The following is a 21,926-nucleotide window of genomic DNA, read 5'->3' as shown; positions in this document are numbered from 1 at the left end:
CGTTCAGAAAAGAAAGGACGAGTTGTTAGGCAACTCAATGATGGTCAAAATGAGTAAATTATTTGGTAGTATTGAAGCAGGTGGTACAAAATTTGTCTGTGCAGTTGGTAATGAAGCATTTATGATTCTTGAGAGCACGACATTTCCAACGGAGGAACCAGTGAAAACTCTGCAGCAAGCAGTTGATTTCTTTAAACAGTTTGGTTCATCGCTTGTATCGATTTCGATTGGTAGCTTTGGACCGATTGATATTGATGAGGCATCAGAAACTTATGGACTTGTGACGACAACGCCTAAACCACACTGGGCTAATTTTGATTTGATTGGATTCTTGAAAGCACAGCTTGATTTACCGATGTACTTTACGACCGATGTTAATTCGTCAGCATATGGTGAGCAGTTACTTGAACCGTCACTTAAAAGCTTGGTTTATTTTACTATCGGTACTGGCATCGGTGCGGGTGCGATTCAAAATGGTGAATTTATAGGTGGTATTTCACATGCTGAAATGGGGCATATGTTTGTTAAACGTCATTCAGATGATTTAGATTTTGCTGGTGTCTGCCCTTATCATGGTGACTGTTTAGAAGGTGTCGCAGCAGGTCCGTCACTTGAAGCTCGAACTGGTATTAGAGGTGAAAATATTGAACTTGATTCAAATGTCTGGGATATTCAAGCTTACTACATTGCGCAAGCTGCTGTCTCTACGACCTTGACACTTCGTCCTGAAAAAATCATTTTTGGTGGTGGCGTCATGGCACAAGAACATATGATGGCGCGTGTCCGTCAACAATTTGCAGAACTTTTAAATGACTATGTCACAGTACCTGAGTTGACGGATTATTTACAAGTGCCAAGTATTGCTAACAATGCGTCGGCAACAGTAGGAAATTTTGCATTAGCGAAACGCGTATATGACCAAGTAACTTCAAAATGACAAACAGTTAGCTGATATGATTTTAGCTATGCTATAGGCAAAAACTTATGGTGATCTGATATTTAAGCATTCAAAACCCTTTACCCTATTGATTGGTAAAGGGTTTTTGATATGTTTTATTTTTAATAAAATATACAAAAAAACAAGATTATTCAAATCTGATAATACTTTAATTAAAGTAGATAGTAATTTAATTAAAATTCATGAGCAAATATTAACACTTTTAAGAAATAATAGGCTATAATAACCACATAATCAAATAAAACACTGCAAATAAATGGCTGTATAACAAATCGAGTCCCATTATTGAAAGGAGTGGTGCCTAATTGCAGTTGCATTAGACTTGATTTTTTCCCAAGAGTAAAACGGAGGATTTTTGAATTGCGAAACATACTAAGAGGATTAGCTTTGCTTTTCTTATTAGCATTTGTATGCCCAATTTTTGTGAGGGCAGATGAGACATCAACGACAACAAACGATGATACGCCAACACCGCAACAAGTTTCAGATGTCACACCACGCGATATTACCAATGGTACGGGTACTGCGAGGTCGCCATTATTGGTCGCAACGATTGCTGACTTAAAAACTGCTCTAAACCAGAGTATAGCACCTGGTGAGTCAGCACTTTGTATTAAGTTAACCGCTGATATTTATTACGCTTTCTCGGACAGAGGGATAAAAGTGAGTAAAAACACTGTGATAGATGGTGATGGACATGCGATACTTTATACAGAAACACGTGCACCAGCAAACGGCTATTATGATTATGAACATTTTTCAACTGGTGCTGATAATTTAACGATCACGTTAAAAAATATCAAGTATGGTAATGCAACCTATCCTAACAGCACTTGGTATGGCATCATGCGCATTAATAATAGAAATACCAATCTAGTGATTGAAAATATTGATTACGACATTCAAAAAGGTGGGCAACCTTTTTATGCTAACAATGAAACCAATACCTTAACCTTTAAAGGCAAAAATAATTTTAAGGCTGGGACATCTGGTGGTGGTTACGATGGTGAATTTGCCCAAGGGTTTACAGCTATCAATTTCGATGATGATAGTCAAACAACGATTTATCACGATACTTATAATGAGTTAGCATTTTTTTGGGGACCAGCTAACCAAACGCTGACAGTTGGTAAGCATGCCCTAGTCGATATTAAGACGAGTAAACAATATCTTTCCTATGATGGCACTTCTTTTAATTTAAATGTGAAAGAAAAAGGACAGTTTAGTTATAGAGCTATTTCAGGACCCAATCATGCGACACAAACGGCATCATTAAAGTATACTGGCAGTATTAATATGGATTTTGCCAAAGATGCTATTGGTATTTTTACAACAGAAAAGAATGGTTTTACTGGTCAGGATCCAACGATTAGCGTAACCTCTCCTAATTATATTTTATTTAATGCGACAACATCGGGTAAGTCAGTTTTAGGGTCCATTGCACCGAGTTTGACGCGAAAAGATTCTGATGGTTATCTGTATCCGATTAAATATTTGAAAAGTGGTCAAAAAGAATTAACAGCAAACATGACAGGAAGTAGAAGTATTACGGCATCCAATATCAACAGTGGAGAATCGGTTGTTTATGCTCGTGCACCACAACTTACGGCTTTCAATGCTGTTCCAGCGGTAGGAGATGACCTTAGCCAGATAACTGCTCAAATTACGCAATGGAATCCAGAAAGCCTGGCAGCCGGCAGTAAAATCAATTATAAAATAGCCACAAGAACGCTATATTCAGGTAATAATATCACGACGACGTCATCACAGACAAGTATCAATAATGCCACAGCGGCAAATGGTGTCCGAGACTCGAGAAGCGTTGATATTGCAACGGATATAGGGAAAGACTCGATATATCAGTTTCATGATTTACCTGCACAGACTTATTATGTTTACAGTAGATTAGATGCGAACCATATAACAGGCTATACCTTGTCTAGTCCTTGGATCGAGCAAGTCGTGCTAGTCCCCTCATATACCAAGGTGAGTTTACCGGATACTTTAGACTTTGTAGCACCAAAAGCAGGTGAGATTACAAAAGAAAATCATTTGGCAAATTATCTTGCAATTAATCATGGCAATGTACCAGTTAAAATGAATTTGAAATCTTTAGCGCTTAACTCAGGTAGTGATCAAGACGTATCGCTGGTAGCAAAGTCTCCCAAGAGAAAACAAATTCATCTGGAACTATTGGCTAATCATCCGACAGATATCGGTGATGTATTGTGGGATCCTTTATTGATAGGAAGTATCACAGGACAACCGATAGAGTTGGAACCGTATTGGACTAGTGACCATGAGGCATCTCTTTATTTTAAAGGTGAGCACTCGGTCACTATATCAGACGGAGGTCCTTATCATGTCAATTATAAGTTGGCTGTTTCAATTAGGCAAGTATCATAATCTAGGATAGTAGGAGTTGAAGATGCAAAATCAAAATATAGAACAAACAGCACAAGAAAGTCAAACAAAGAGACGAAAAAAATGGGGATTAATCTTCCTGCTCTTGCTTTTATTGGCAGGGGTTGGGTATAGCCTCTACCATGTCTTTGGGCAAAATCCCAAAGAAAATGTGACAGTGATTAGTGGTGATTTTTTACCTGGAGGTAAGGATGCTAAGAAGATGTCAGATAAGGAGCTCAAAAAATTTGCTCAGAAAAAGGTAGATGATAGTCAGTTTAATATGATGATTGGTTCAAAAGCTATCATTAGCAGTCAGTCTCAGCAAGGGACACTCAATATTAAAAATCCTCAGACAAATACTTATCCGGTTAATGTCGTCATCACAGATGATCAAACTGGAGATGTCATTTATACGTCTGGTGCTGTTGAGCCAGGAGAGGAGGTGAGTCATATTGCGCTAGAGAAACCATTAACTAAAGGGACGCACCCTGCAACGGCACGTTTTAGTTTATACGATTCGAAAACGAAAACTAAAAAAGGTGAAGTGGCAGCAGGTGTCAGTTTCATCGTCGGCTAATTATACTTAAACGAGTATGTTATATTTTATTTTATTTTAATTTAGGAGAAATCATGAAAAAACTACTTTCAACTTTACTTATTTCATCAGCTGTATTCGGTGGTGCGCAAGCGGTTATGGCGCAAGATATTGTTGGTGCTGGTGATGCAGATATTGCAGTTAACGGAACATTAGGGGCTGATAATACGGATCCGGGATCAACAATTCCTGAAACAGACGTTGATTGGATCAACGTAACTGTACCAACTGACACGATTTTTTATAATAAAGTGAGTGAACCAACAATTAAAGCGCCAACTTATGATATCATCAATCATTCTGGTCGTCCTGTGAAAGTTAGTGTGAATAATTTTGCTGATGCTGCGGGTACCACAAATCCTACGTTGCCAAATGATTTTGCCTTGAATTTGAAGGTGACAGGAAATAATGTCACAACAACAAGTACAAAATTGATTGAACAAGGTGTACTTCAAGCATCAACAAATGAATTAATTACGTTGGCAAATAATGTTGACCAATACACGAAAAATGATACAGCTGTAACAGCAGGCACAGCTGTGAATAACCATGCCACTTTCACATATGCTGGTTCTGCAAAAGCAGTGGCACCTTTGAAATTAGGTTATACTTTGAGCTTGAAATTTGATTCGATTGCGTTTTAATATTTATTCGCATTTGCCCATTAGTATCGTCAAGCATAAGGAGATTTCAGGATGATTATAGCAACCATATCAGGCGAATTAGGCCTGGTGGATAGAACTATTTCAACTGATAAAGCAAAGTTATCTCAAAAGAAAAGTAGCAATTCAATACATTATACAACACACAAGCAAATGATGATGTCTGATAAAGATGGTTTACCTCCTTTACGAGGAGTAGGCATTGTAATGTTCACAGGTTCGCTTTGTTTGATTGTCGCTCTTATTATTAGAAGATATGCCAGAATTAAGGCTCATTCAAAAAGATAGATCTTCATCGGTTGAGCTGAAATTCAAAAAGCCTCTTACCATTTTAATGTGGTAAAGGGCTTTTTGATGTTTTGAAAATATTCTACTCTTAATTTGTCGTAAAAAAATAAGCCCTCAATTTTGTGAGGGCTTATTTTAATTGGTGATAACGGTCGTACCAAATGGCAACGTATTCCTTAGAAAATGGCCCCTTACCCTCATTAATCCAGTCAACTAAAATCTTGACATTTTCTTTTAATATAAAATCAATATCTTCTGGATAATGCATTTGACGTTTATGACGCTCATATTCTTCGACATCCAACAATTTCTTCTCACCGTCAGCAAAAACTTTGACATCAAGGTCATAGTCGATATATTTAAGAGCTTCATTGTCAAGCGTGTAAGGACTTGCCAAGTTACAGTAGTAGCTGACGCCATTTTCGCGAATCATGGCAATAATATTGAACCAAAACTTCTTGTGGAAATAAACAATAGCAGGTTCGCGGGTCACCCAACGTCTGCCATCGCTCTCAGTCACAAGGGTATGGTCATTCACACCAATAATCGAGTTTTCGTTAGTCTTTAGCACCATCGTATCACGCCAAGTACGATGCAAGCTTCCGTCGTGTTTATAGCTTTGAATCGTAATAAAGTCGCCTTCTTTGGGGATTTTCATCATCCTACCAACTTTCTAACATTCAAAGTTCTCAACAAAAATTATACCATTTTATCCGACATTTGTCAGATTTGAACGTTGAAAATAATCAAAGACTTTTTCACTTCCTCTGAAAAATGCGTGAGGAGATAAGCATCGAATTCTTTTGTTTTCTTGATTAGGTTATAACGCCTATGCAGATTGTAAGAGTTATAGGATTGATAGACAGGATAAGATTTGAAGTAATCACTGATTAAACACCATTCCCGTTTATATCCTAGAGGTTTAGATTGATAGTGAACATTATCAATTACTTGGTCATAAGACCGATGGTTATGACCAAAAACAACTTCTCTGATGCCATGTTTAACAAAAATAGAATGAAATTGCTCAGACCCTAAAAAAGCATTGAACTTAACAAATTTAGGATGCGTCATCAAAAAAGAGCGTTCAGGTACAAAATGCATAGCGATGATTAAATCAGCTTTATCAGCCGCTGTCATATTTGTCAAGACCGCGTCAAATTGAGCTAAGATACGGTTAGTCACCGTTATATCATCGGCATCTCGTGTAATTTTCCGGTCAAACCAAAACGTATTTTTAGTGTTCATATTTTGCTCAACACTGATACCCGGACAAAAAGAATAATCATACCAACCTGCAAAACTAAGCAGTTTTTTCTGACCAATTGACCGAAGTTGAAAGTCATTTGCAGTAATATCCGACTCGGTCATACCCAACATATCATGGTTACCAAGATTATAAGAAACAGTAAAATATTGAGATAGACGTGCTAAAAAAGGCTTTGATAACTGTTCAAAGTCATTTGAAATATCACCTGCCAGATGTATATCCGTGATGTCTTGCTCTTGCAAGGTTTGAATTAAGATTTGTTCATATTTTTCATCAAACTGATTAACATCCAAGTGCAAATCAGAGAGAATAGCCAGCTTCTTCATAATCTAAGTATAGCATATTCTCTTTAAGCATCTTTCATATTTTACTATTTTGAGTAAAATATACTGATCTGTTTCATTTTTTTTAAATGTTCTGTAACAGTTCTTCTTTTTATTAGGTTAAAAAGATAGCATTTTTAATCACATGGCAGTATAATAAATTTTGTTAAATTAAAATATGTCATTAAGATAGTTACGTGACATAAATTACACATTACATTAAAACAATTCTAGGAGGAAAAAATGAAGTTTAAAACAGGTATTGTCTTGATTCTAAGTGCCACAACAATAGGTATTGACACAAGTCTTATCACAACAAGCATCACTGCAGACGCACAAGAAGAAAAATCACCAACACTGTCTTCAAATTCAGTGACACAAAGAACAGTAACGGTTTATCCCTCAGATTTTTTGACTTACTTTCAACGGAACGGGTCAGCAGCAAATTTTAATTATGACATCCAAAATTTTGTACAAACGTTAACACCGAATATGAAAGATCAGTCTGGTAATGTAACATTGAAAACCAAAGTAGATATGTCACAGAATTTCACACTATCTGGTTCAATTAATTTAGGCGATAAAAGTAGTGAGTCTGGTGGCGCTGACGGTGTTGGCTTTTTATTTCATCCGGGTAATACAGATGTTGTGGGTGTAAAAGGGGGTGCAGCTGGCATTGGTGGGGTTAAAGGTGCTTTTGGTTTCAAATTAGATACTTACTATAACTATGATGGAGATCCTTACTTCTATCCCGATCCAAGTGAATTTTCACCTGGTCAGGCTTATGGTGCTTTTGTAAATGGCACAAGTGGTGTGGCACAAACTCTAGAAGAAAGTGCACAACCTATATCACAACCTAGTAATAATCAATTTAAACCTTTTAAAATGTCCTATGATGGCACTTCAAAAATGATGACAGTGACTTATGATGGTAAGATTTGGCAGCAAGATGTTAGTAACTTGATTGGTACGAATCAATCAATGGCCTTTTCAATTTCTGCCTCTACAGGTGATAATTTTAATTTACAACAACTACAGTTATCAAACTTTCAGTATACTATTGCTCAAGGAACTGTTCATGCTAATTATTTAGATGAAAATGGGCAAACCCTTAAAGCTACAATCACAACAAGTGGTGATATTGATACCCTCTATACAACGAGTCAAGTGACAATTCCAGGTTATACTTTTGAGCGCGTGACAGGCGCTGCACACATAGGTACATATCAAGCAAATGCTCAAGATGTCAATTACATTTATAAACGAAATCAAGATTTTGCAACAATTACATATATTGATGATACGACAGGACAAGTTTTAACTCACAAAGAAATCACAGGTGCAACTGGGGAGTCTACAAATTATACGACCAAGACAGATATCGCGACTTTTCTGAGTGAGGGCTATCAGTATGTTTCAGATAATTATCCAAAAGCTGGTGTGACTTTTACTAATCAACCGCAAAATTTCGAGGTTCATCTGATGCATAAATCCATCGCAACGACCGAAACTAAACAAGTGAAAGAAGTTATTCACTATCAATACAAAAATGGCAAACAAGCCTTAAATAATTATGTTGCGACACCCTTAACATTCACTCGAACAGTCACGACTGACCAGGTGATAGGTAGTAAAACTTATGGTGACTGGATGGCGAGCAGTGGCACTTCATTTGAAAAGGTGACATCACCTAGCCTTAAAAATTATACACCCGATGTCCCACAAGTTGCTGCCATTGACAAGGTAAGTGGTGAGACGAAAGATATTGTTAAAACGGTTATCTATATGAAGGTACCTAGTGCGGTGAAAATACCAATGGATAAAGATAAGGTGGCACCTCATAATCCTAGTCAACCAAGTGAATCTAGTAAGAAAGGTCAAACGCCATCTGTGCCTGTCACCGCTCAAGCAAATAAAAAAGAACTACCAGATACAGGTGCCAAAAATGGTATAGCTGAAACTATCCTTGGTGTTATTGTCTTTTTGGCGACAGCTGGATGGCTAAAATTAAGAAAAAATCAAGAATAACTTTTTGACGTGCAAGTGTTAAAAAGTTAAGGTTAATAAAAATTTCTTCAGTATTGGGGAAATTTTTTAATTTTGTAAGGGTGAGTAGACTTGTTAGAATATGTTATAATAAATGCGTATCTTTTATTTTAAAGGAGAAAACAATGCGACAAGTATTTTTTTATGGCGCCATTAGTCTAGATGGTTTTTTATCAAGCGCTACTGATGATTTACAGTGGTTGTTTGACACATCTCTAGATAAGGAGTTTGATATTAGTGACTTTGAAGACCGCATTGGTACAGTGGTCATGGGACATACGACTTACCGTGAAACGCAACGTCTCTCGGGAGCAGAACGCATTTTTCCTAATAAGGAAAAGATTGTTTTTTCACGTAGTGAAAAAGGCAATATAATAGAAGGAAATTATGTTTCAGGTGACCCAGTAGCTGTTATTAATCGCTTAAAAGCTGAAGCTGGCCAAGCGATTTGGGTTGTTGGTGGCGGCGAAATCGTGACGACACTTTTAAAACATGATTTGATTGATGAGCTCTGGATTCAAATTGCGCCCGTTGTATTGGGAACTGGTAAACGTTTGTTTGAGGAGACAGAACAGGAGTTAAAACGTTTTGAACTAGTCTCAGTTGACAAAATCGGTCAATTATCAGAGCTACATTTAAAGAGAATTCAAAAATCGTCTACCAGTCCAGTAAATTAAGGTATAATAAAAATATGACGAATCTGAAAGAACAAATTATTGCCATTTCCAAAGAAATTGGCATTTCAAAAATCGGCTTTACGGCAGCTGATAATTTTGACTACTTGGAAAAATCATTAAGACTGGCTCAAGAAAAAGGGACAAACTCAGGTTTTGAACATCAAAATATTGAAGAGCGAATCAAGCCTAAGCTCTTACTTGATAATGCCAAAACGATTATTTCGATTGCCATTGCCTATCCGAATAAACTGCCACAATTACCAGGGAAATCATCTTATAAACGTGGTAAGTTTTCTTCTTCAAGCTGGGGTGTTGATTATCATACCATTCTTACAGAAAAAATGGCCTGTTTATCTGAGAGAATTGCTGAATTAACAGATGATTTTGACCACAAGGCTATGGTCGATACAGGCGCTTTAGTGGATACTGCTGTCGCCAGACGAGCGGGAATTGGTTTCATCGGTAAAAATGGCCTCGTCATTTCTAAAGAATTTGGCTCCTATATGTTCTTGGGAGAACTCATCACTAATCTCGATATTGAACCGGACAGTCCGGTTGACTACGGCTGTGGCGATTGCGACCATTGCATCACGTCGTGTCCGACTGATGCACTAAATGGCGATTCAACCATGAATGCCAAGCGTTGCCTGAGTTTTCAGACGCAGAAAAAAGGGCCACTGGATGAAGAGTTTCGCGTCAAAATGAAGACTTTGATTTATGGGTGTGATATTTGTCAAATTGCTTGTCCTTATAATAAGGGAATAAGGAATGAGGCTCAGACTATCATTGATCCGGAACTCGCTTATCCTGAGCTACAACCTTTTATTCAGCTGAGTAATCAGGAGTTTAAGGCTAAATTCAGTGAAATTGCAGGTTCATGGCGAGGTAAAAATGTTTTGCAGCGTAATGCGATTTACGTTTTAGCTAATGTTAATGACAAAACGGCTATTCCTTTATTAGAAGAAATAGCAGCAGATCCTAGCAATGCCGTCCACCAAGAGGCGGCACAATGGGCGCTAGACAAGATTAAATCAAAGGTGAATCATCATCAATCTTTGAAAAATAGATGAGAACGTGGTAGAATAATATAATATGGAAATTAGTGAAATTCGCAATCAAATTGCCCAAAATAGAGATAAGATGGCGTCATTTCGAGATAATCTCGATTTAGACCGCCTTGAAGAAGAAATTGCGCTTCTTGACAATGATATGTCTGACCCTAGTTTTTGGGATGATAACATTGCTGCACAAAAAGTCGTTGAGCAATCTAACCAGCTCAAAGCTAAATATGACACTTTTATGACCATGCAAGCGATGCTTGATGATCAAGAAGTGATGTTGGAGATGTTAGAAGAAGATGCTGACGAGGAAATGCAAGCAGAGTTGACAGTGGAGCTTGATAAATTAGGTGCTAAAATGCAAGCCTATGAGCTTGAGATGCTCCTCAATCAGCCTTATGATCACATGAATGCCCTTCTAGAGATTCATCCAGGTTCAGGTGGTACCGAGTCTCAGGACTGGGGTAGCATGCTCATGCGGATGTATGAACGTTGGGGTAATGCCCACAATTTCAAGGTTGAAGTGGTCGACTACCAAGATGGTGATGTCGCTGGTCTTAAATCAGCAACTCTGAAATTTACTGGTAATAATGCTTACGGTTTCCTACGTTCTGAAAAAGGTGTTCACCGTTTGGTACGTGTTTCACCTTTTGATTCACAAAATCGACGTCACACTTCGTTTACTTCGGTTGATGTCATGCCTGAATTAGACGATTCGATTGAAGTTGATGTCCGCGATGCTGATATTAAAATGGATACTTTCCGTTCTGGTGGTGCTGGTGGACAAAATGTCAACAAGGTATCGACAGGTGTTCGCTTGACGCATATCCCGACTGGTATTGTCGTCTCATCTACTATGGATAGAACACAGTATGGTAATAGAGATTTGGCAATGAAGATGCTTAAGTCTAAACTCTACCAACTCGAAGTTGATAAAAAGCAAGCAGAAGTTGATGAATTGAAAGGTGATCAAGCCGATATTTCATGGGGGTCACAAATTCGTTCTTACGTTTTCATGCCTTATCAATTGGTCAAAGATACACGTTCAGGATACGAAACAAGTCAGATTGATAATGTTATGGATGGTGATTTAGATGGCTTTATTGATGCTTATCTCAAATGGAAAATGTTGTAAGGCTGTAATATTTTAGAGATAGTAATTTGTTATAATATGTATATGTTGACAAAAAACAGAAAGAAACTAAAAATATGAGTAGTATTATCAAATTAAGTAATGCAACCAAAAAATATAATAACGGAACGACCGCCTTACGAAATATTTCAGTTGATATTGAGGCCGGAGAATTTGCTTACGTCGTAGGACCTTCAGGCGCTGGTAAATCAACATTCATCAGGTTATTATATCGTGAAGTGAAGTTGGATAAAGGTCAGGGTGTCGTCGCTGGCTACAATCTTGAAAAAATTAAAAAGCGCGATGTGCCAATGCTGCGTCGATCTATCGGTGTCGTTTTCCAGGACTATAAATTACTACAAAATAAAACAGTCTATGAAAATATTGCTTATGCCATGGAAGTTATTGGTAAACGCCCACGAGAAATCAAGAAACGTGTCATGGAAGTACTAGACCTTGTTGGTCTTAAACACAAAGTTCGCTCATTCCCGAATGAATTATCAGGTGGTGAGCAGCAACGTGTGGCGATTGCGCGCTCAATTGCTAATGCACCCAAAGTACTAATCGCCGATGAACCGACAGGTAATTTAGACCCAGAAAATTCATGGGAAATTATGAATCTTCTGGAAAAAATTAATATCCAAGGGACAACAATTTTAATGGCGACCCACAATTCACAAATCGTTAACACCTTGCGTCATCGTGTTATTGCGATTGAGAATGGTCGAATTGTCCGAGATCAAATAGAAGGAGAATATGGCTACGATGATTAGAACATTTTTTAAGCACCTGTGGCAGTCTATTAAAAATCTCCGCAGAAATGGTTGGATGACAGTTGCTGCTGTTTCATCTGTTACCATCACCCTTGTATTAGTCGGCGTGTTCCTAGCCGTTATCCTCAATACAACGAAACTAGCATCTGATTTAGAAAATAATGTTCGGATTTCAACTTTTTTGAAACTAAATGTTCATGATGGTGAAAAAGAAATTGCAGACCCCAATGATAAATCAAAAATGGTTGCTAATCCAGACTATCATAAGATAGAAAAAGCGATTGAAAAAGTACCGCACGTGACCAAGGTGACTTATTCAAGCAAAGAAAATGAGTTAGAAAAACTCACAAAATCACTCGGTAATACTTGGAAAATGTTTAAAGGCGACAGTAATCCTCTTTATGATGTTTACATCGTTGAAGCGGATAAACCTGAAAATGTAACAGAAGTTGCTAAAAACATCAGTAAAATTGATGGCGTTGACCGTGCGGACTACGGTGGTACCAATACCAAGAAAATCTTTGGCCTATCAAAAGTTATCAGAACTTGGGGAGCTGGCGCAGCAATTCTACTTTTGTTTGTCGCAGTCTTTCTGATTTCTAATACGATTCGAATTACGATTTTGTCTCGTCAACGAGAAATTCAAATCATGCGTTTGGTTGGTGCTAAGAATGGTTATATCCGTTGGCCATTCTTCCTTGAAGGAGCTTGGGTTGGCTTACTTGGTGCTATTCTACCTAGTGTATTAATTAGTGTTGTTTACCGCATTGGTTATGTCGGCTTACAAAAACCATTATCGCAACAGGGCTTATACCTTTTAAATCCTAGTACATTTGTACCGCAGTTGATTATTTTAATGATCGTTGTCGGTGTGGCGATTGGTTCACTAGGTTCAATTATCTCAATGAGACGATTTCTTAAAATTTAAACGACAAACTTTAAAAGAGCGAACATTCGCTCTTTTTTTTTGCTCTTTTTTATTGTTTTATACTTCATCACACGAATTTTGTGGTAGAATAGTAGCAATATTGTTAGTTTGTTAGTTTGTTAATTTACAAACTTAAAGTTAATCGTATATGATTATTTTATAATTGAAAGAAGAAATGATGAAAAAAGTTGTGATTATTGGCTCGGGGATTGCAGGTGCAACAGTCGCCTTATATCTGGAGGGGCAAGCGGATGTCACGATAATCTGTAAGGGAAAGCAAGAAGAAAGTAATTCGATGTTGGCTCAGGGAGGTGTTGCGGCTGTCATGCCAGCTAAGAGTCTCAAAAAGGGGCAGGAGTTGGATAATGAAGCATCTCATGTCGCGGACACACTGTCTGCCGGTGTTTTCCATAATCAGAAAAAAGCAGTTGAGAAAATGGTGCATGAAGGTCCTCGAGTCATTCAAGATCTGATTGATTTAGGGATGGTTTTTGATCAAACGCTCGATGGGCAATTAGATATGGGGCTTGAGGGTGCACATTCGCATAAACGAATTTTACATGCGGGTGGGGATCAAACAGGTCATCAGTTGACGTGTTTTGTTCATGGACAATTGTCAGCAGTAAAATGGATGCCTAACACTTTTGCATTAGATTTTGTGGTAGAAGAAGGCAAAGTTCGTGGTGTAAGCTATCTTGATGCGGATAATCAAAGGCAAACGATACTTGCAGATGATGTTGTCTTAGCAAGTGGTGGCATTGGGCATTTGTTTCAGGATACGAGTAACGATAAGACGATTACTGGAGACGGTATCGCCATGGCTTTACGTGCGGGATGTGACTTGTCTGATATGGAATTTTTACAATTTCATCCTAGTCTTTTAGATGGTGGCGAAAAAGTACATTCGATTCTGATTTCAGAGGCTGTCAGAGGTGCCGGTGCAATTTTAGTTGATGAAAACGATTGTCCGATTATGGTTGGTCGCTCTAGTAAACTCGACCTAGCACCACGAGATGTTGTCAGTCGAGTTGTTAATGAACAGATACAAGCGGGACACCATATTTATTTGGATATCTCTCGTGTCACGAATTTTTCTCAACAATTCCCATCCATTGCAAGCTATTTGAAGCAGAATAATATTGATTTTGAAATTAGTCAGCGCATTCCTATTAAACCAGGCATGCATTTCCTGATGGGTGGTGTCAAAACAGACGCTTCAGGTCACACAAAGCTTGGCAACTTATATGCAGTAGGAGAAGTCGCTTTTACAGGCGTCCATGGTGCTAATCGTTTGGCGAGTAATTCTTTACTAGAAGGGCTTAGTTTTGCTAGAAGTGTGGCAGATGCCATTTTGTTAGACAAAGAGAATAGCTCTCCAAATGAGCAAATGCAGCAGGTCTCACAATCATCAACTCAGATGCACCTACCAAATCGGGCTGATTTAGTCAAACGAACATCAGATGCACTTGGCATTATTCGAAAACCAAAAAGCATACGTCAGTTTCAAGACTGGCTGTCAACCTTTGACTATCATACCATAGACCAGACTTGCACAAATCGTCACCAAATTGAGACAGCTAACCTATGTCTTGTCGCAGAAACGATTGCCAATGCAACGCTAGCTCGGACTAAAAGTCTTGGTGCACATTATCTATTACCGGAGGAATAACTGTCGCATGAATTTACAAGCAAAAGAACAACTTAATGCTTTCTTGATTGAAGATATCGGCACTGGCGATTTATCGTCGGATTTAATATTTGATGCGCACGAACAAGCAAGTGGCATCTTTATTGCCAAAGCAGACGGCATCATTGCTGGAATCGAAGTGGCACAGCAAGTTTATGATTTACTCAGTCAGGATGCGACGTTTATACCTGCTGTGGCTGATGGTGACAGCATTAAAAAAGGTGAAATTATTGGGCGATCAACGGGTAACATCAGAACACTGTTAGCCGGAGAGCGTGTGATTTTGAATCTCTTACAGCGCATGAGTGGTATTGCGACTTTTACCCATACAGCGATTCAAACATTAAATGATGCAACGATTAAAATTTGTGATACCCGAAAAACAGCCCCAGGTTTGCGCTATTTTGACAAACTAGCCGTAAAAATCGGTGGTGGCTTTAATCATCGGAGTGGTCTTTATGATGGTGTCATGCTAAAAGATAATCATATTGCTTATGCGGGGAGTATTTCAAAAGCAGTTGAAAAAGTTCGTCAGCAGATTGGTCAAATGGTTAAAATTGAAGTCGAAATCGAAACTGAGGCGCAATTACTTGAAGCAATTGATGCCAAAGCTGACATTATCATGTTTGACAATCGAACACCAGAACAAGTGGCTGCTTGGACAAAGCTAGTGCCTGAGACGATTTTGACTGAAATTTCTGGAGGCATTACACTCGATAATTTAGCAGACTACGCACATACAGGCGCTGATTATCTCTCGCTAGGTGCATTAACCCATTCAGTTATCGCTTTTGATATTAGTTTTAATAGCCAAAATGGTGAAAAAGGCGAAACAAATTTGCCTTATGTTGGGTGACAAAAAGTGAGTATAACTGACCTTAGACGAGATAAGATGAGGAGAAATCATGGCAGCTAGTGAGACAACTAACCCAATATTTGATAAGAAACATATCATTCCTGAACGTTATTTACACCTGTCAGACGGTGAAATGATTCGTAAAATCTATGAGAAAAAAAGACAATTTGGTGATGATTTATTGATTTTGGCACATCATTACCAAAAAAATGAAATTATTCCCTTTGCAGATTATGTTGGGGATTCCTTACAATTAGCAAAAGAAGCAGCAGCTAATGAGTCGGCTAAACACATTATTTTCTGTGGTGTTCATTTTATGGCTGAGACAGCTGATATGCTCACAACAGCTGATCAGAAGGTCTACTTACCAGATGCTTTAGCAGGCTGTTCAATGGCGGATATGGCTAATTTAGAGCAGTTGGAACAAGCTTGGCAATTCTTAGAAACAACCTATGCTGAACCAGTCATACCCGTTACTTATATCAACTCAACAGCAGCGGTTAAAGCATTCGTTGGTAACCATGATGGTGTCATCGTGACATCTAGTAATGCTGAGACTATTTTGAAACGTGTTTTTGACAAACATCAACGTGTCCTCTTTTTACCCGACCAGCATTTAGGGCGTAATACTGCTTATCAATTAGGAATTCCACTTGAGCAAATGGCTGTCTGGCATCCTAAACAAAATAGATTAGAAGCAGAGGGTGACCTTCAAAATCTTAAAGTGATTCTCTGGCAAGGCCGCTGTTGTGTGCATCAACAATATACCGTTGAACAAATTAAAACCTTACGCAGTCAAATTTCCAACTTGAAGGTCATTGTTCACCCTGAATGTCCGATTGAAGTCGTGCAAGCATCAGATAGTTACGGCTCAACTAAAAAAATTATTGATGAAGTCGCAGCTAGTCCCGAAGGCACAAAGTGGGCGATTGGCACGGACAACAATTTAGTGAATCGCTTGATTCAAAGCTTCCCTAATCATGACATCAGGTCCATTAATGCCTCTGCCTTTTCATGCATCACCATGAATCGCATTCGCCTAGCACATCTTTTATGGACACTAGAAGAGATAGAACAGGGCTCAACGATTCAGCAAATAACAGTAGATGAAGCCACACAAATATCTAGTCTCAAGGCACTTGAGCGGATGTTGGCAAAATAAATAGATAAAAACTCCCTCACACGAGCCAAAGCTGAAGTGAGGGAGTTTTTTGATTAGTCGTGTTCATTAGCGATTAAAACAGTTTCAAAAGCAAATTCACTTGGAATATGGCTAGCGATTGAAAATTCGAAGATTCGGCCGTCATCTAGGTAACCAATTTGTTCTGTTTGCATCAGAAAATCCGTATCTTTTAATTTTAGATAGGCTTTTTCAAGAATACTGGGTCGAACACCAGCAACTTTAATATGTGCACTTTTAATCGTTAGATTGAGTGTTTTATGGATATAACTATAAATTGATGTTTCTAACTCTTTGGTTGTCAGGCCAGGTATAATCTCAAGCGGCATCCAGGTATATTCGATGATGGAAGGGACATTTTTAATGGTCCGAAGTCGAATGATTTTGTAAACTAAACTTTCTTTGTCAATACTTAATTTATCAGCGATGTACTGGTTAGGTGCCTCAGTTGAAAAACCAATAATTGTAGAGGTGACTTCTCCTTCATGTAAAGCAGTGCTACCAGTTAAAGGTGAAAATTTAGTAATGGTAGAATTTCTAAAGTTTTTGACAAAACTACCTGAACCTCTACGTCGTACGATATAGCCTTCTTGAACTAATAAGTTGATGGCTTTTGTAATCGTTAGTTCACTGACATTAAACTGGTCTGCGAGGATGCGTCCTTGGGGCAATTTCTCATTGATTGGATATTTACCGGACTCAATATCGTATTTAATTTGCGTATATATATCAATATACTTGGTGTTGGTTCTCATGACTGCTCCTTGAATCTATTCTATATAGATATATTATACCATTTTTATTTAAGAATAAAGTATATAGTTTTAAATTAGTGTTTATATGTTTTAAAACCCTAAAATATAAGTTATTTTGCTTTTATTTAAAATTAATGAAACAAATATTAAAATACTCTTGACAAATAATTAACAAAACTATATACTTTTAATTATACAGAACGAATTAGTGCTGACATTAAATTAACACGTGCCTGGCAGGCATGCCTGTACCAACGACAATTTACAATGCTTCTATCGCCATTCGTGGTCGCCGACATACCTTTGTTCGCATGTCACGCAGTGCTAATCGTTAGGAAAAAGGATAGATGAAATCTGAATTCATCTGCTTTTTTGAAATTGTCGCTGATTTATAAGAAAGCAGTAATAGTCTAGCACAAGTAATTGCAACTCGATATCTAGAAAAACTTAAATAAATAAAATAAAAATTCCTAGTCTTTCAAAACTGAAAGACTAGGAATTTTTATTGGGTTTTACAAATTTAATTATTTAACAGCTGAGCTGAATTCTTCTTGAGAGAATGCTTCATCAATGATTGATTTCAATTCTTTAGCAGAAGCTTCCATTTTTTGTTGTTCAGCATCATTCAAAGGAATGTTTACTGGACGAACGATACCGTGAGCACCAACGATAGCTGGTTGACCGATAAAGACGTCATCAATGCCATATTGACCAGATTGGAAAACTGAGAGTGGCAATACAGCATTTTCATCATCCAAGATAGCTTTTGTGATACGTGCCAATGCAGCAGCGATACCATAGAAAGTTGCACCTTTTTTGTTGATGATTGAGTAAGCAGCATCACGAACGTTGATGAACAAGTCAACTAAACCTTGTTCGTCAATGTCACGGTTGTCTTGCAACCATTGTTCAAGTTTAACACCGGCAACGTTAGCGTGTGACCAAACTGCAAATTCAGAGTCACCGTGTTCACCCATGATATAAGCATGGACTGAACGTGCGTCAACACCGATTTTTTCAGCAAGCGCTTGACGGAAACGAGCTGAGTCAAGTGATGTACCTGAACCGATAACACGTTCTTTAGGGAAACCAGAGAATTTCCAAGTTGAGTAAGTCAAGATATCAACTGGGTTAGCGGCAACAAGGAAGATACCGTCGAAACCTGAAGCAACGATTTGAGTGACAACATCTTTGTTGATGCGGAGGTTCTTTTGAACCAAATCAAGACGAGTTTCACCTGGTTTTTGTGGCGCACCTGCTGTTAAAACAACAAGGTCAGCATCATGTGCATCAGCGTAAGTTGCTGAATAAATGTTTTTAGGTGAAGTAAATGCAAGCGCATGGCTCAAATCTTCTGCATCACCTTCAGTTTTCTCTTTGAAGATATCAACGATACCAAGTTCTTGCGCGATACCTTGGTTAACAAGGGCGAACGCGTATGAAGAACCTACAGCGCCATCGCCTACGAGGATTACTTTTTTGTGCAATTTTACATCAGTCATAATGTGATGAATTCCTTTCAAATTCTTGGTAGACCAAGTTTTTCAAACAGTTAAATTATAACATTTTAGAATGGCTTTGTCAGGTATTATGTTAAACTTTTTTCAAGAAAATTTCTGTAAGCGTTTTCGCGTCTGATAGATTAAAAAATAGAAATGCTATTTGTTCTTTATTTGATCAGATAGAAAGAAAACACAGTTTGACTAAATTGATTTTTCAAACTGTGACGAAATTTTTTTATGTCAATATTATCAAGGATAAACACTTTCTACATTACTAAAATGAAATAGTTTAGAAACTTTACTACCGTAAGAATCAGAAGTAAAAATATTTTTATTTTAATAATTTTCAAACTGTGACTAATATAATAAGTGTCGAAAAACAAGGTTTCTATTTTTTCATAGAGCGGAGGTATTAGCATTAATAATTATGAAAGAAGTTTGACATGGCTACAAAATTTCTCTACCTTATTTTAGACGCCTAAAGACATATTTAACTAACAGTGCTAACGGGACTGTTAATATTAATATAATAAAAAGATTGATATTAATAGAAAACATATAGGTGATAAGTGTCATAAACAAGAAAAGGACAATCATAAAAAGGTAATTATAGTTCATTATTTAGGTCCTTCTGCATATCCTTTTATGAATCCTGTAATGGCTCCTGCAAAAGCGCCTAGTGGATCTTCTGTAAAACCTCCAAGAGCTGCAAAGTTAGTTAATATTTTTTGGCTTGTCATAGTTTGTCTCCTAATAATTGAATTGATTTGAGATTATTTTTTAAATTATAGAAAGCTGATCTATTGCTGTCTTCGTGAATTTCTCTTCACTACGATAGGTGACTAAAATAAAGAAAAATATTTTGGTCACAAAACAAAAAGTATGCATCATTGGCCAATTTTTAAAACTTATTTATTTCTATATTCAGTATAGTGTAATCTCAAAAGAAAAGTTGTCACATACCACGAATGACATAGAATTTGTGAAAATAAAAAAAGTATCTGAATTGTGGCTACCGTCTATAATTCAGATACTTGAATGCGTATAAATTGATCTTTTGAGATATTAATCACATTTCATCTCACGAATTTTAGCCTCATCAGCAGTCACCCGCAATGTTTTTTGCCCAACATAAGTCACAAAACCAGGCGGTGTCCCAGTTGGTTTATGTAATTTTTTGACATCAATCATATCAACCTGTACCAGATTGGAGAGACGTGCTTTTGAAAAGTAGGCAGCAAGTTCAGCAGCCTCAGTAATCGTCTCATCAGAAGGCGTTGGATTGCCCGTGATAATGACGTGGGAACCAGGAATGTCTTTGGCGTGAAACCATAAATCACCTTTTCGAGAAAGTTTAAAACTAACCTGTTCATTTTGTAGATTATTTTTACCGACTAAGATAGTCGTGCCATCAGATGCTTGATATTTTTCAGGCGGCAATAATTTTTGTTTCTTATTATTACGGTGTTTCTGCTTGATAAAACCAGTCTGGATTAATTCTTCCTTAATATCTGTAATCTCAGTTACAGTAGCCTGCTCTAGCGCATTCTCAACGGACTCTAAATAGGTAATCGTCTGTTGCGTATTGGCAATTTGCTCGCCTAAAAATTTGACAGCTTGCTTGAGTTTAGAATATTTATGGAAATATTTTTGAGCATTTTGATTAGGCGTTAAAGCAGGATTGAGTGCAATCTCTAGTGGCTCATTCGTATAGTAGTTAGCCAGAGTAACAGACGGTTTATTGTTAGGTACTTCATGCAAGAAAGTTGTCAAAAGCTCACCTTTTTGTCGGAAAATTTCAGCATTATCCGTCGCTTTCAGCTCACGTTCTTGTTTTTTCAGTTTCTTACGATTTTTATCTAGTTCCCCTGTCACCTTGCGAATCACCTCGCTTGCAACTTGGCGTACCCTATCGCGTTCTGCCTTATTTTGGTAATAATGGTCTAGCATAGCAGATAAGGTATCAAAAGATTGGTAATCATCAGATAATCGAATCGCAGAAAAAGTATCATTCGTATAAATGGAGGGTGTCGCAGTCATTAAGATAGACTTGAAGTCAGCTAGACTCAAACCTTTTAAAGCCATTGCGCTATCACGCCCCAATCCTTGAAACACTTGCTGTAAATTATCACCAGTTTGCAAAACTTCAAATATTTTTTCATCAGATGCCGTGAAAGGATTGATTTTACCATCACTAGGTGGCGCGATATATGTCGAGCCAGGCAGAATTGTTCGATATTGATTTTGCGAAAAGCCAACATGCTTAATGGATTCAAGAATCTTATTAGATTCACGATCCATGAGGATAATATTACTATGTTTCCCCATAATTTCAGCAATCAAGGCAATTTTCATACGGTCGCCGATTTCATTTTTAGAGGAGATTTCAAAGATGATTTGACGGTCGTTGTCAATTTGATAAATCTTTTCAATAAAAGCACCACTGAGATATTTCCTTAAAATCATGGTAAATGTCGTAGGTAGCTTAGGACTCTCAAAAACAGTTTGGGTTAATTGGACACGCCCAAAAGTAGGATGTGCGGACAATAATAATTTATGTGAGGTTTGATGACTACGAACTTGCAGCACCAATTCATGGTCGAAAACTTGATTAATTTTCTGGATGCGACCACCTGTTAATTGCTCAGTTAATTCCTGAGTCATGTGGTGTAAAAAAATGCCATCAAAAGACATAATAACTCCCTTCTGTGATTCCATTTGAGTGAAATCTTGGTGAACCTTAAAACTTGCCCTATCTTGGCACAAAATAAATAGAGACTTTTGCTCTTTTCTCCTATTTTATCAGAATTTTTTGTAAAATGCCCATTTT

At 37.6% G+C, this 21,926-nt stretch carries 21 protein-coding genes; 15 read left to right on the top strand and 6 right to left on the bottom strand.

Annotated features, from left to right (window positions below; genetic code table 11):
* Positions 1-49 precede the first annotated feature (49 nt).
* The 5 genes from scrK to RR45_RS02555 all read left to right on the top strand — a co-directional run bounded on the left by scrK (position 50) and on the right by RR45_RS02555 (position 4,909).
* Positions 50-937, top strand: a complete 888-nt coding sequence (scrK, locus tag RR45_RS02575; protein ID WP_031365697.1) for a fructokinase ScrK — start codon at positions 50-52, stop codon at positions 935-937.
* 381 nt (positions 938-1,318) lie between these two features.
* Entirely contained in the window at positions 1,319-3,364 is a 2,046-nt protein-coding gene (locus RR45_RS02570) for a hypothetical protein (protein WP_143188704.1), read from the top strand.
* Positions 3,365-3,386: 22 nt separating this feature from the next.
* On the top strand, positions 3,387-3,941 hold the full coding sequence (locus RR45_RS02565; protein ID WP_031365695.1) for a hypothetical protein: 555 nt from the start codon (positions 3,387-3,389) through the stop codon (positions 3,939-3,941).
* A 53-nt stretch (positions 3,942-3,994) separates the two neighbouring features.
* Entirely contained in the window at positions 3,995-4,603 is a 609-nt protein-coding gene (locus RR45_RS02560) for a hypothetical protein (RefSeq protein WP_031365694.1), read from the top strand.
* A 51-nt stretch (positions 4,604-4,654) separates the two neighbouring features.
* The gene (locus RR45_RS02555; protein WP_031365693.1) at positions 4,655-4,909 is read left to right on the top strand and encodes a hypothetical protein; all 255 of its coding nucleotides are present in this window, start codon (positions 4,655-4,657) and stop codon (positions 4,907-4,909) included.
* A gap of 130 nt (positions 4,910-5,039) precedes the next feature.
* On the opposite strand, the gene ntdP is transcribed toward RR45_RS02555, so the two are convergent.
* Both ntdP and RR45_RS02545 read right to left on the bottom strand, forming a co-directional pair.
* Entirely contained in the window at positions 5,040-5,567 is a 528-nt protein-coding gene (gene ntdP / locus RR45_RS02550) for a nucleoside tri-diphosphate phosphatase (RefSeq protein WP_031365692.1), read from the bottom strand.
* A 65-nt stretch (positions 5,568-5,632) separates the two neighbouring features.
* A complete protein-coding gene (locus RR45_RS02545; protein ID WP_031365691.1) occupies positions 5,633-6,505 on the bottom strand; it encodes a metallophosphoesterase in 873 nt (290 codons plus the stop codon).
* 240 nt (positions 6,506-6,745) lie between these two features.
* On the opposite strand from RR45_RS02545, the gene RR45_RS02540 reads away from it, so the two are divergent.
* The 9 genes from RR45_RS02540 (at position 6,746) to nadA (ending at position 16,821) form a co-directional block, all read left to right on the top strand.
* Complete coding sequence (locus tag RR45_RS02540; RefSeq protein ID WP_072353405.1) at positions 6,746-8,530, top strand: lectin-like domain-containing protein; 1,785 nt, start codon at positions 6,746-6,748, stop codon at positions 8,528-8,530.
* A gap of 143 nt (positions 8,531-8,673) precedes the next feature.
* Positions 8,674-9,225, top strand: a complete 552-nt coding sequence (locus tag RR45_RS02535; RefSeq protein WP_031365689.1) for a dihydrofolate reductase family protein — start codon at positions 8,674-8,676, stop codon at positions 9,223-9,225.
* A gap of 14 nt (positions 9,226-9,239) precedes the next feature.
* On the top strand, positions 9,240-10,295 hold the full coding sequence (gene queG, locus RR45_RS02530; protein ID WP_031365688.1) for a tRNA epoxyqueuosine(34) reductase QueG: 1,056 nt from the start codon (positions 9,240-9,242) through the stop codon (positions 10,293-10,295).
* Between the two features lie 22 nt (positions 10,296-10,317).
* Positions 10,318-11,418 carry a peptide chain release factor 2 gene (gene prfB, locus RR45_RS02525; protein ID WP_031365687.1) on the top strand — a complete coding sequence of 367 codons (1,101 nt, stop codon included), beginning with the start codon at positions 10,318-10,320 and terminating at the stop codon, positions 11,416-11,418.
* A gap of 74 nt (positions 11,419-11,492) precedes the next feature.
* The gene (gene ftsE / locus RR45_RS02520; protein WP_031365686.1) at positions 11,493-12,188 is read left to right on the top strand and encodes a cell division ATP-binding protein FtsE; all 696 of its coding nucleotides are present in this window, start codon (positions 11,493-11,495) and stop codon (positions 12,186-12,188) included.
* Positions 12,181-13,116, top strand: coding sequence for a permease-like cell division protein FtsX (ftsX, locus tag RR45_RS02515; RefSeq protein ID WP_031365685.1), 936 nt, complete (start codon positions 12,181-12,183; stop codon positions 13,114-13,116). The genes ftsE and ftsX overlap by 8 nt, the downstream gene beginning before the upstream one ends.
* Positions 13,117-13,291: 175 nt before the next feature.
* On the top strand, positions 13,292-14,785 hold the full coding sequence (nadB, locus tag RR45_RS02510) for an L-aspartate oxidase (RefSeq protein ID WP_031365684.1): 1,494 nt from the start codon (positions 13,292-13,294) through the stop codon (positions 14,783-14,785).
* 7 nt (positions 14,786-14,792) lie between these two features.
* On the top strand, positions 14,793-15,659 hold the full coding sequence (gene nadC, locus RR45_RS02505; RefSeq protein ID WP_031365683.1) for a carboxylating nicotinate-nucleotide diphosphorylase: 867 nt from the start codon (positions 14,793-14,795) through the stop codon (positions 15,657-15,659).
* 49 nt (positions 15,660-15,708) lie between these two features.
* Positions 15,709-16,821, top strand: coding sequence for a quinolinate synthase NadA (gene nadA, locus RR45_RS02500; protein WP_031365682.1), 1,113 nt, complete (start codon positions 15,709-15,711; stop codon positions 16,819-16,821).
* A gap of 53 nt (positions 16,822-16,874) precedes the next feature.
* Here nadA and RR45_RS02495 read toward each other — a convergent pair whose 3' ends face one another.
* A complete protein-coding gene (locus RR45_RS02495) occupies positions 16,875-17,594 on the bottom strand; it encodes a GntR family transcriptional regulator (RefSeq protein ID WP_031365681.1) in 720 nt (239 codons plus the stop codon).
* 242 nt (positions 17,595-17,836) lie between these two features.
* Here RR45_RS02495 and RR45_RS11695 point away from each other — a divergent pair, with 242 nt between their 5' ends.
* A complete protein-coding gene (locus RR45_RS11695; RefSeq protein WP_455363147.1) occupies positions 17,837-17,929 on the top strand; it encodes a DUF7916 family protein in 93 nt (30 codons plus the stop codon).
* Positions 17,930-18,118: 189 nt separating this feature from the next.
* Here the strand turns inward: RR45_RS11695 and RR45_RS02490 are convergent, their stop codons facing one another.
* The 3 genes from RR45_RS02490 to RR45_RS02485 all read right to left on the bottom strand — a co-directional run bounded on the left by RR45_RS02490 (position 18,119) and on the right by RR45_RS02485 (position 21,790).
* Complete coding sequence (locus tag RR45_RS02490) at positions 18,119-19,096, bottom strand: L-lactate dehydrogenase (RefSeq protein WP_031365680.1); 978 nt, start codon at positions 19,094-19,096, stop codon at positions 18,119-18,121.
* Between the two features lie 617 nt (positions 19,097-19,713).
* Positions 19,714-19,836, bottom strand: a complete 123-nt coding sequence (locus RR45_RS11500; protein ID WP_279625286.1) for a hypothetical protein — start codon at positions 19,834-19,836, stop codon at positions 19,714-19,716.
* Positions 19,837-20,161: 325 nt separating this feature from the next.
* A complete protein-coding gene (locus RR45_RS02485; protein ID WP_031365679.1) occupies positions 20,162-21,790 on the bottom strand; it encodes an Rqc2 family fibronectin-binding protein in 1,629 nt (542 codons plus the stop codon).
* Positions 21,791-21,926 lie beyond the last annotated feature (136 nt).

It is taken from the genome of Pseudolactococcus chungangensis CAU 28 = DSM 22330, from assembly GCF_002441885.1.
GTDB classification, from domain to species: Bacteria; Bacillota; Bacilli; order Lactobacillales; family Streptococcaceae; genus Pseudolactococcus; species Pseudolactococcus chungangensis.
Note: the sequence above shows the minus strand (reverse complement) of the source record. Positions and strands in the feature narration are given on the sequence as shown.

What these genes read in the sequence shown, in the direction of transcription:
- RR45_RS11695 (WP_455363147.1), top strand. Translation starts at nt 17,837, where the DNA reads ATGCCTGTACCAACGACAATTTACAATGCTTCTATCGCCATTCGTGGT.
- RR45_RS02560 (WP_031365694.1), top strand. Translation starts at nt 3,995, where the DNA reads ATGAAAAAACTACTTTCAACTTTACTTATTTCATCAGCTGTATTCGGT.
- RR45_RS11500 (WP_279625286.1), bottom strand. Translation starts at nt 19,836, where the DNA reads ATGACAAGCCAAAAAATATTAACTAACTTTGCAGCTCTTGGAGGTTTT.
- prfB (WP_031365687.1), top strand. Translation starts at nt 10,318, where the DNA reads ATGGAAATTAGTGAAATTCGCAATCAAATTGCCCAAAATAGAGATAAG.
- RR45_RS02535 (WP_031365689.1), top strand. Translation starts at nt 8,674, where the DNA reads ATGCGACAAGTATTTTTTTATGGCGCCATTAGTCTAGATGGTTTTTTA.
- scrK (WP_031365697.1), top strand. Translation starts at nt 50, where the DNA reads ATGAGTAAATTATTTGGTAGTATTGAAGCAGGTGGTACAAAATTTGTC.
- ftsX (WP_031365685.1), top strand. Translation starts at nt 12,181, where the DNA reads ATGATTAGAACATTTTTTAAGCACCTGTGGCAGTCTATTAAAAATCTC.
- RR45_RS02565 (WP_031365695.1), top strand. Translation starts at nt 3,387, where the DNA reads ATGCAAAATCAAAATATAGAACAAACAGCACAAGAAAGTCAAACAAAG.
- nadA (WP_031365682.1), top strand. Translation starts at nt 15,709, where the DNA reads ATGGCAGCTAGTGAGACAACTAACCCAATATTTGATAAGAAACATATC.
- RR45_RS02490 (WP_031365680.1), bottom strand. Translation starts at nt 19,096, where the DNA reads ATGACTGATGTAAAATTGCACAAAAAAGTAATCCTCGTAGGCGATGGC.
- RR45_RS02555 (WP_031365693.1), top strand. Translation starts at nt 4,655, where the DNA reads ATGATTATAGCAACCATATCAGGCGAATTAGGCCTGGTGGATAGAACT.
- RR45_RS02485 (WP_031365679.1), bottom strand. Translation starts at nt 21,790, where the DNA reads ATGTCTTTTGATGGCATTTTTTTACACCACATGACTCAGGAATTAACT.
- RR45_RS02495 (WP_031365681.1), bottom strand. Translation starts at nt 17,594, where the DNA reads ATGAGAACCAACACCAAGTATATTGATATATATACGCAAATTAAATAC.
- nadB (WP_031365684.1), top strand. Translation starts at nt 13,292, where the DNA reads ATGATGAAAAAAGTTGTGATTATTGGCTCGGGGATTGCAGGTGCAACA.
- queG (WP_031365688.1), top strand. Translation starts at nt 9,240, where the DNA reads ATGACGAATCTGAAAGAACAAATTATTGCCATTTCCAAAGAAATTGGC.
- ntdP (WP_031365692.1), bottom strand. Translation starts at nt 5,567, where the DNA reads ATGAAAATCCCCAAAGAAGGCGACTTTATTACGATTCAAAGCTATAAA.
- RR45_RS02545 (WP_031365691.1), bottom strand. Translation starts at nt 6,505, where the DNA reads ATGAAGAAGCTGGCTATTCTCTCTGATTTGCACTTGGATGTTAATCAG.
- nadC (WP_031365683.1), top strand. Translation starts at nt 14,793, where the DNA reads ATGAATTTACAAGCAAAAGAACAACTTAATGCTTTCTTGATTGAAGAT.
- RR45_RS02540 (WP_072353405.1), top strand. Translation starts at nt 6,746, where the DNA reads ATGAAGTTTAAAACAGGTATTGTCTTGATTCTAAGTGCCACAACAATA.
- ftsE (WP_031365686.1), top strand. Translation starts at nt 11,493, where the DNA reads ATGAGTAGTATTATCAAATTAAGTAATGCAACCAAAAAATATAATAAC.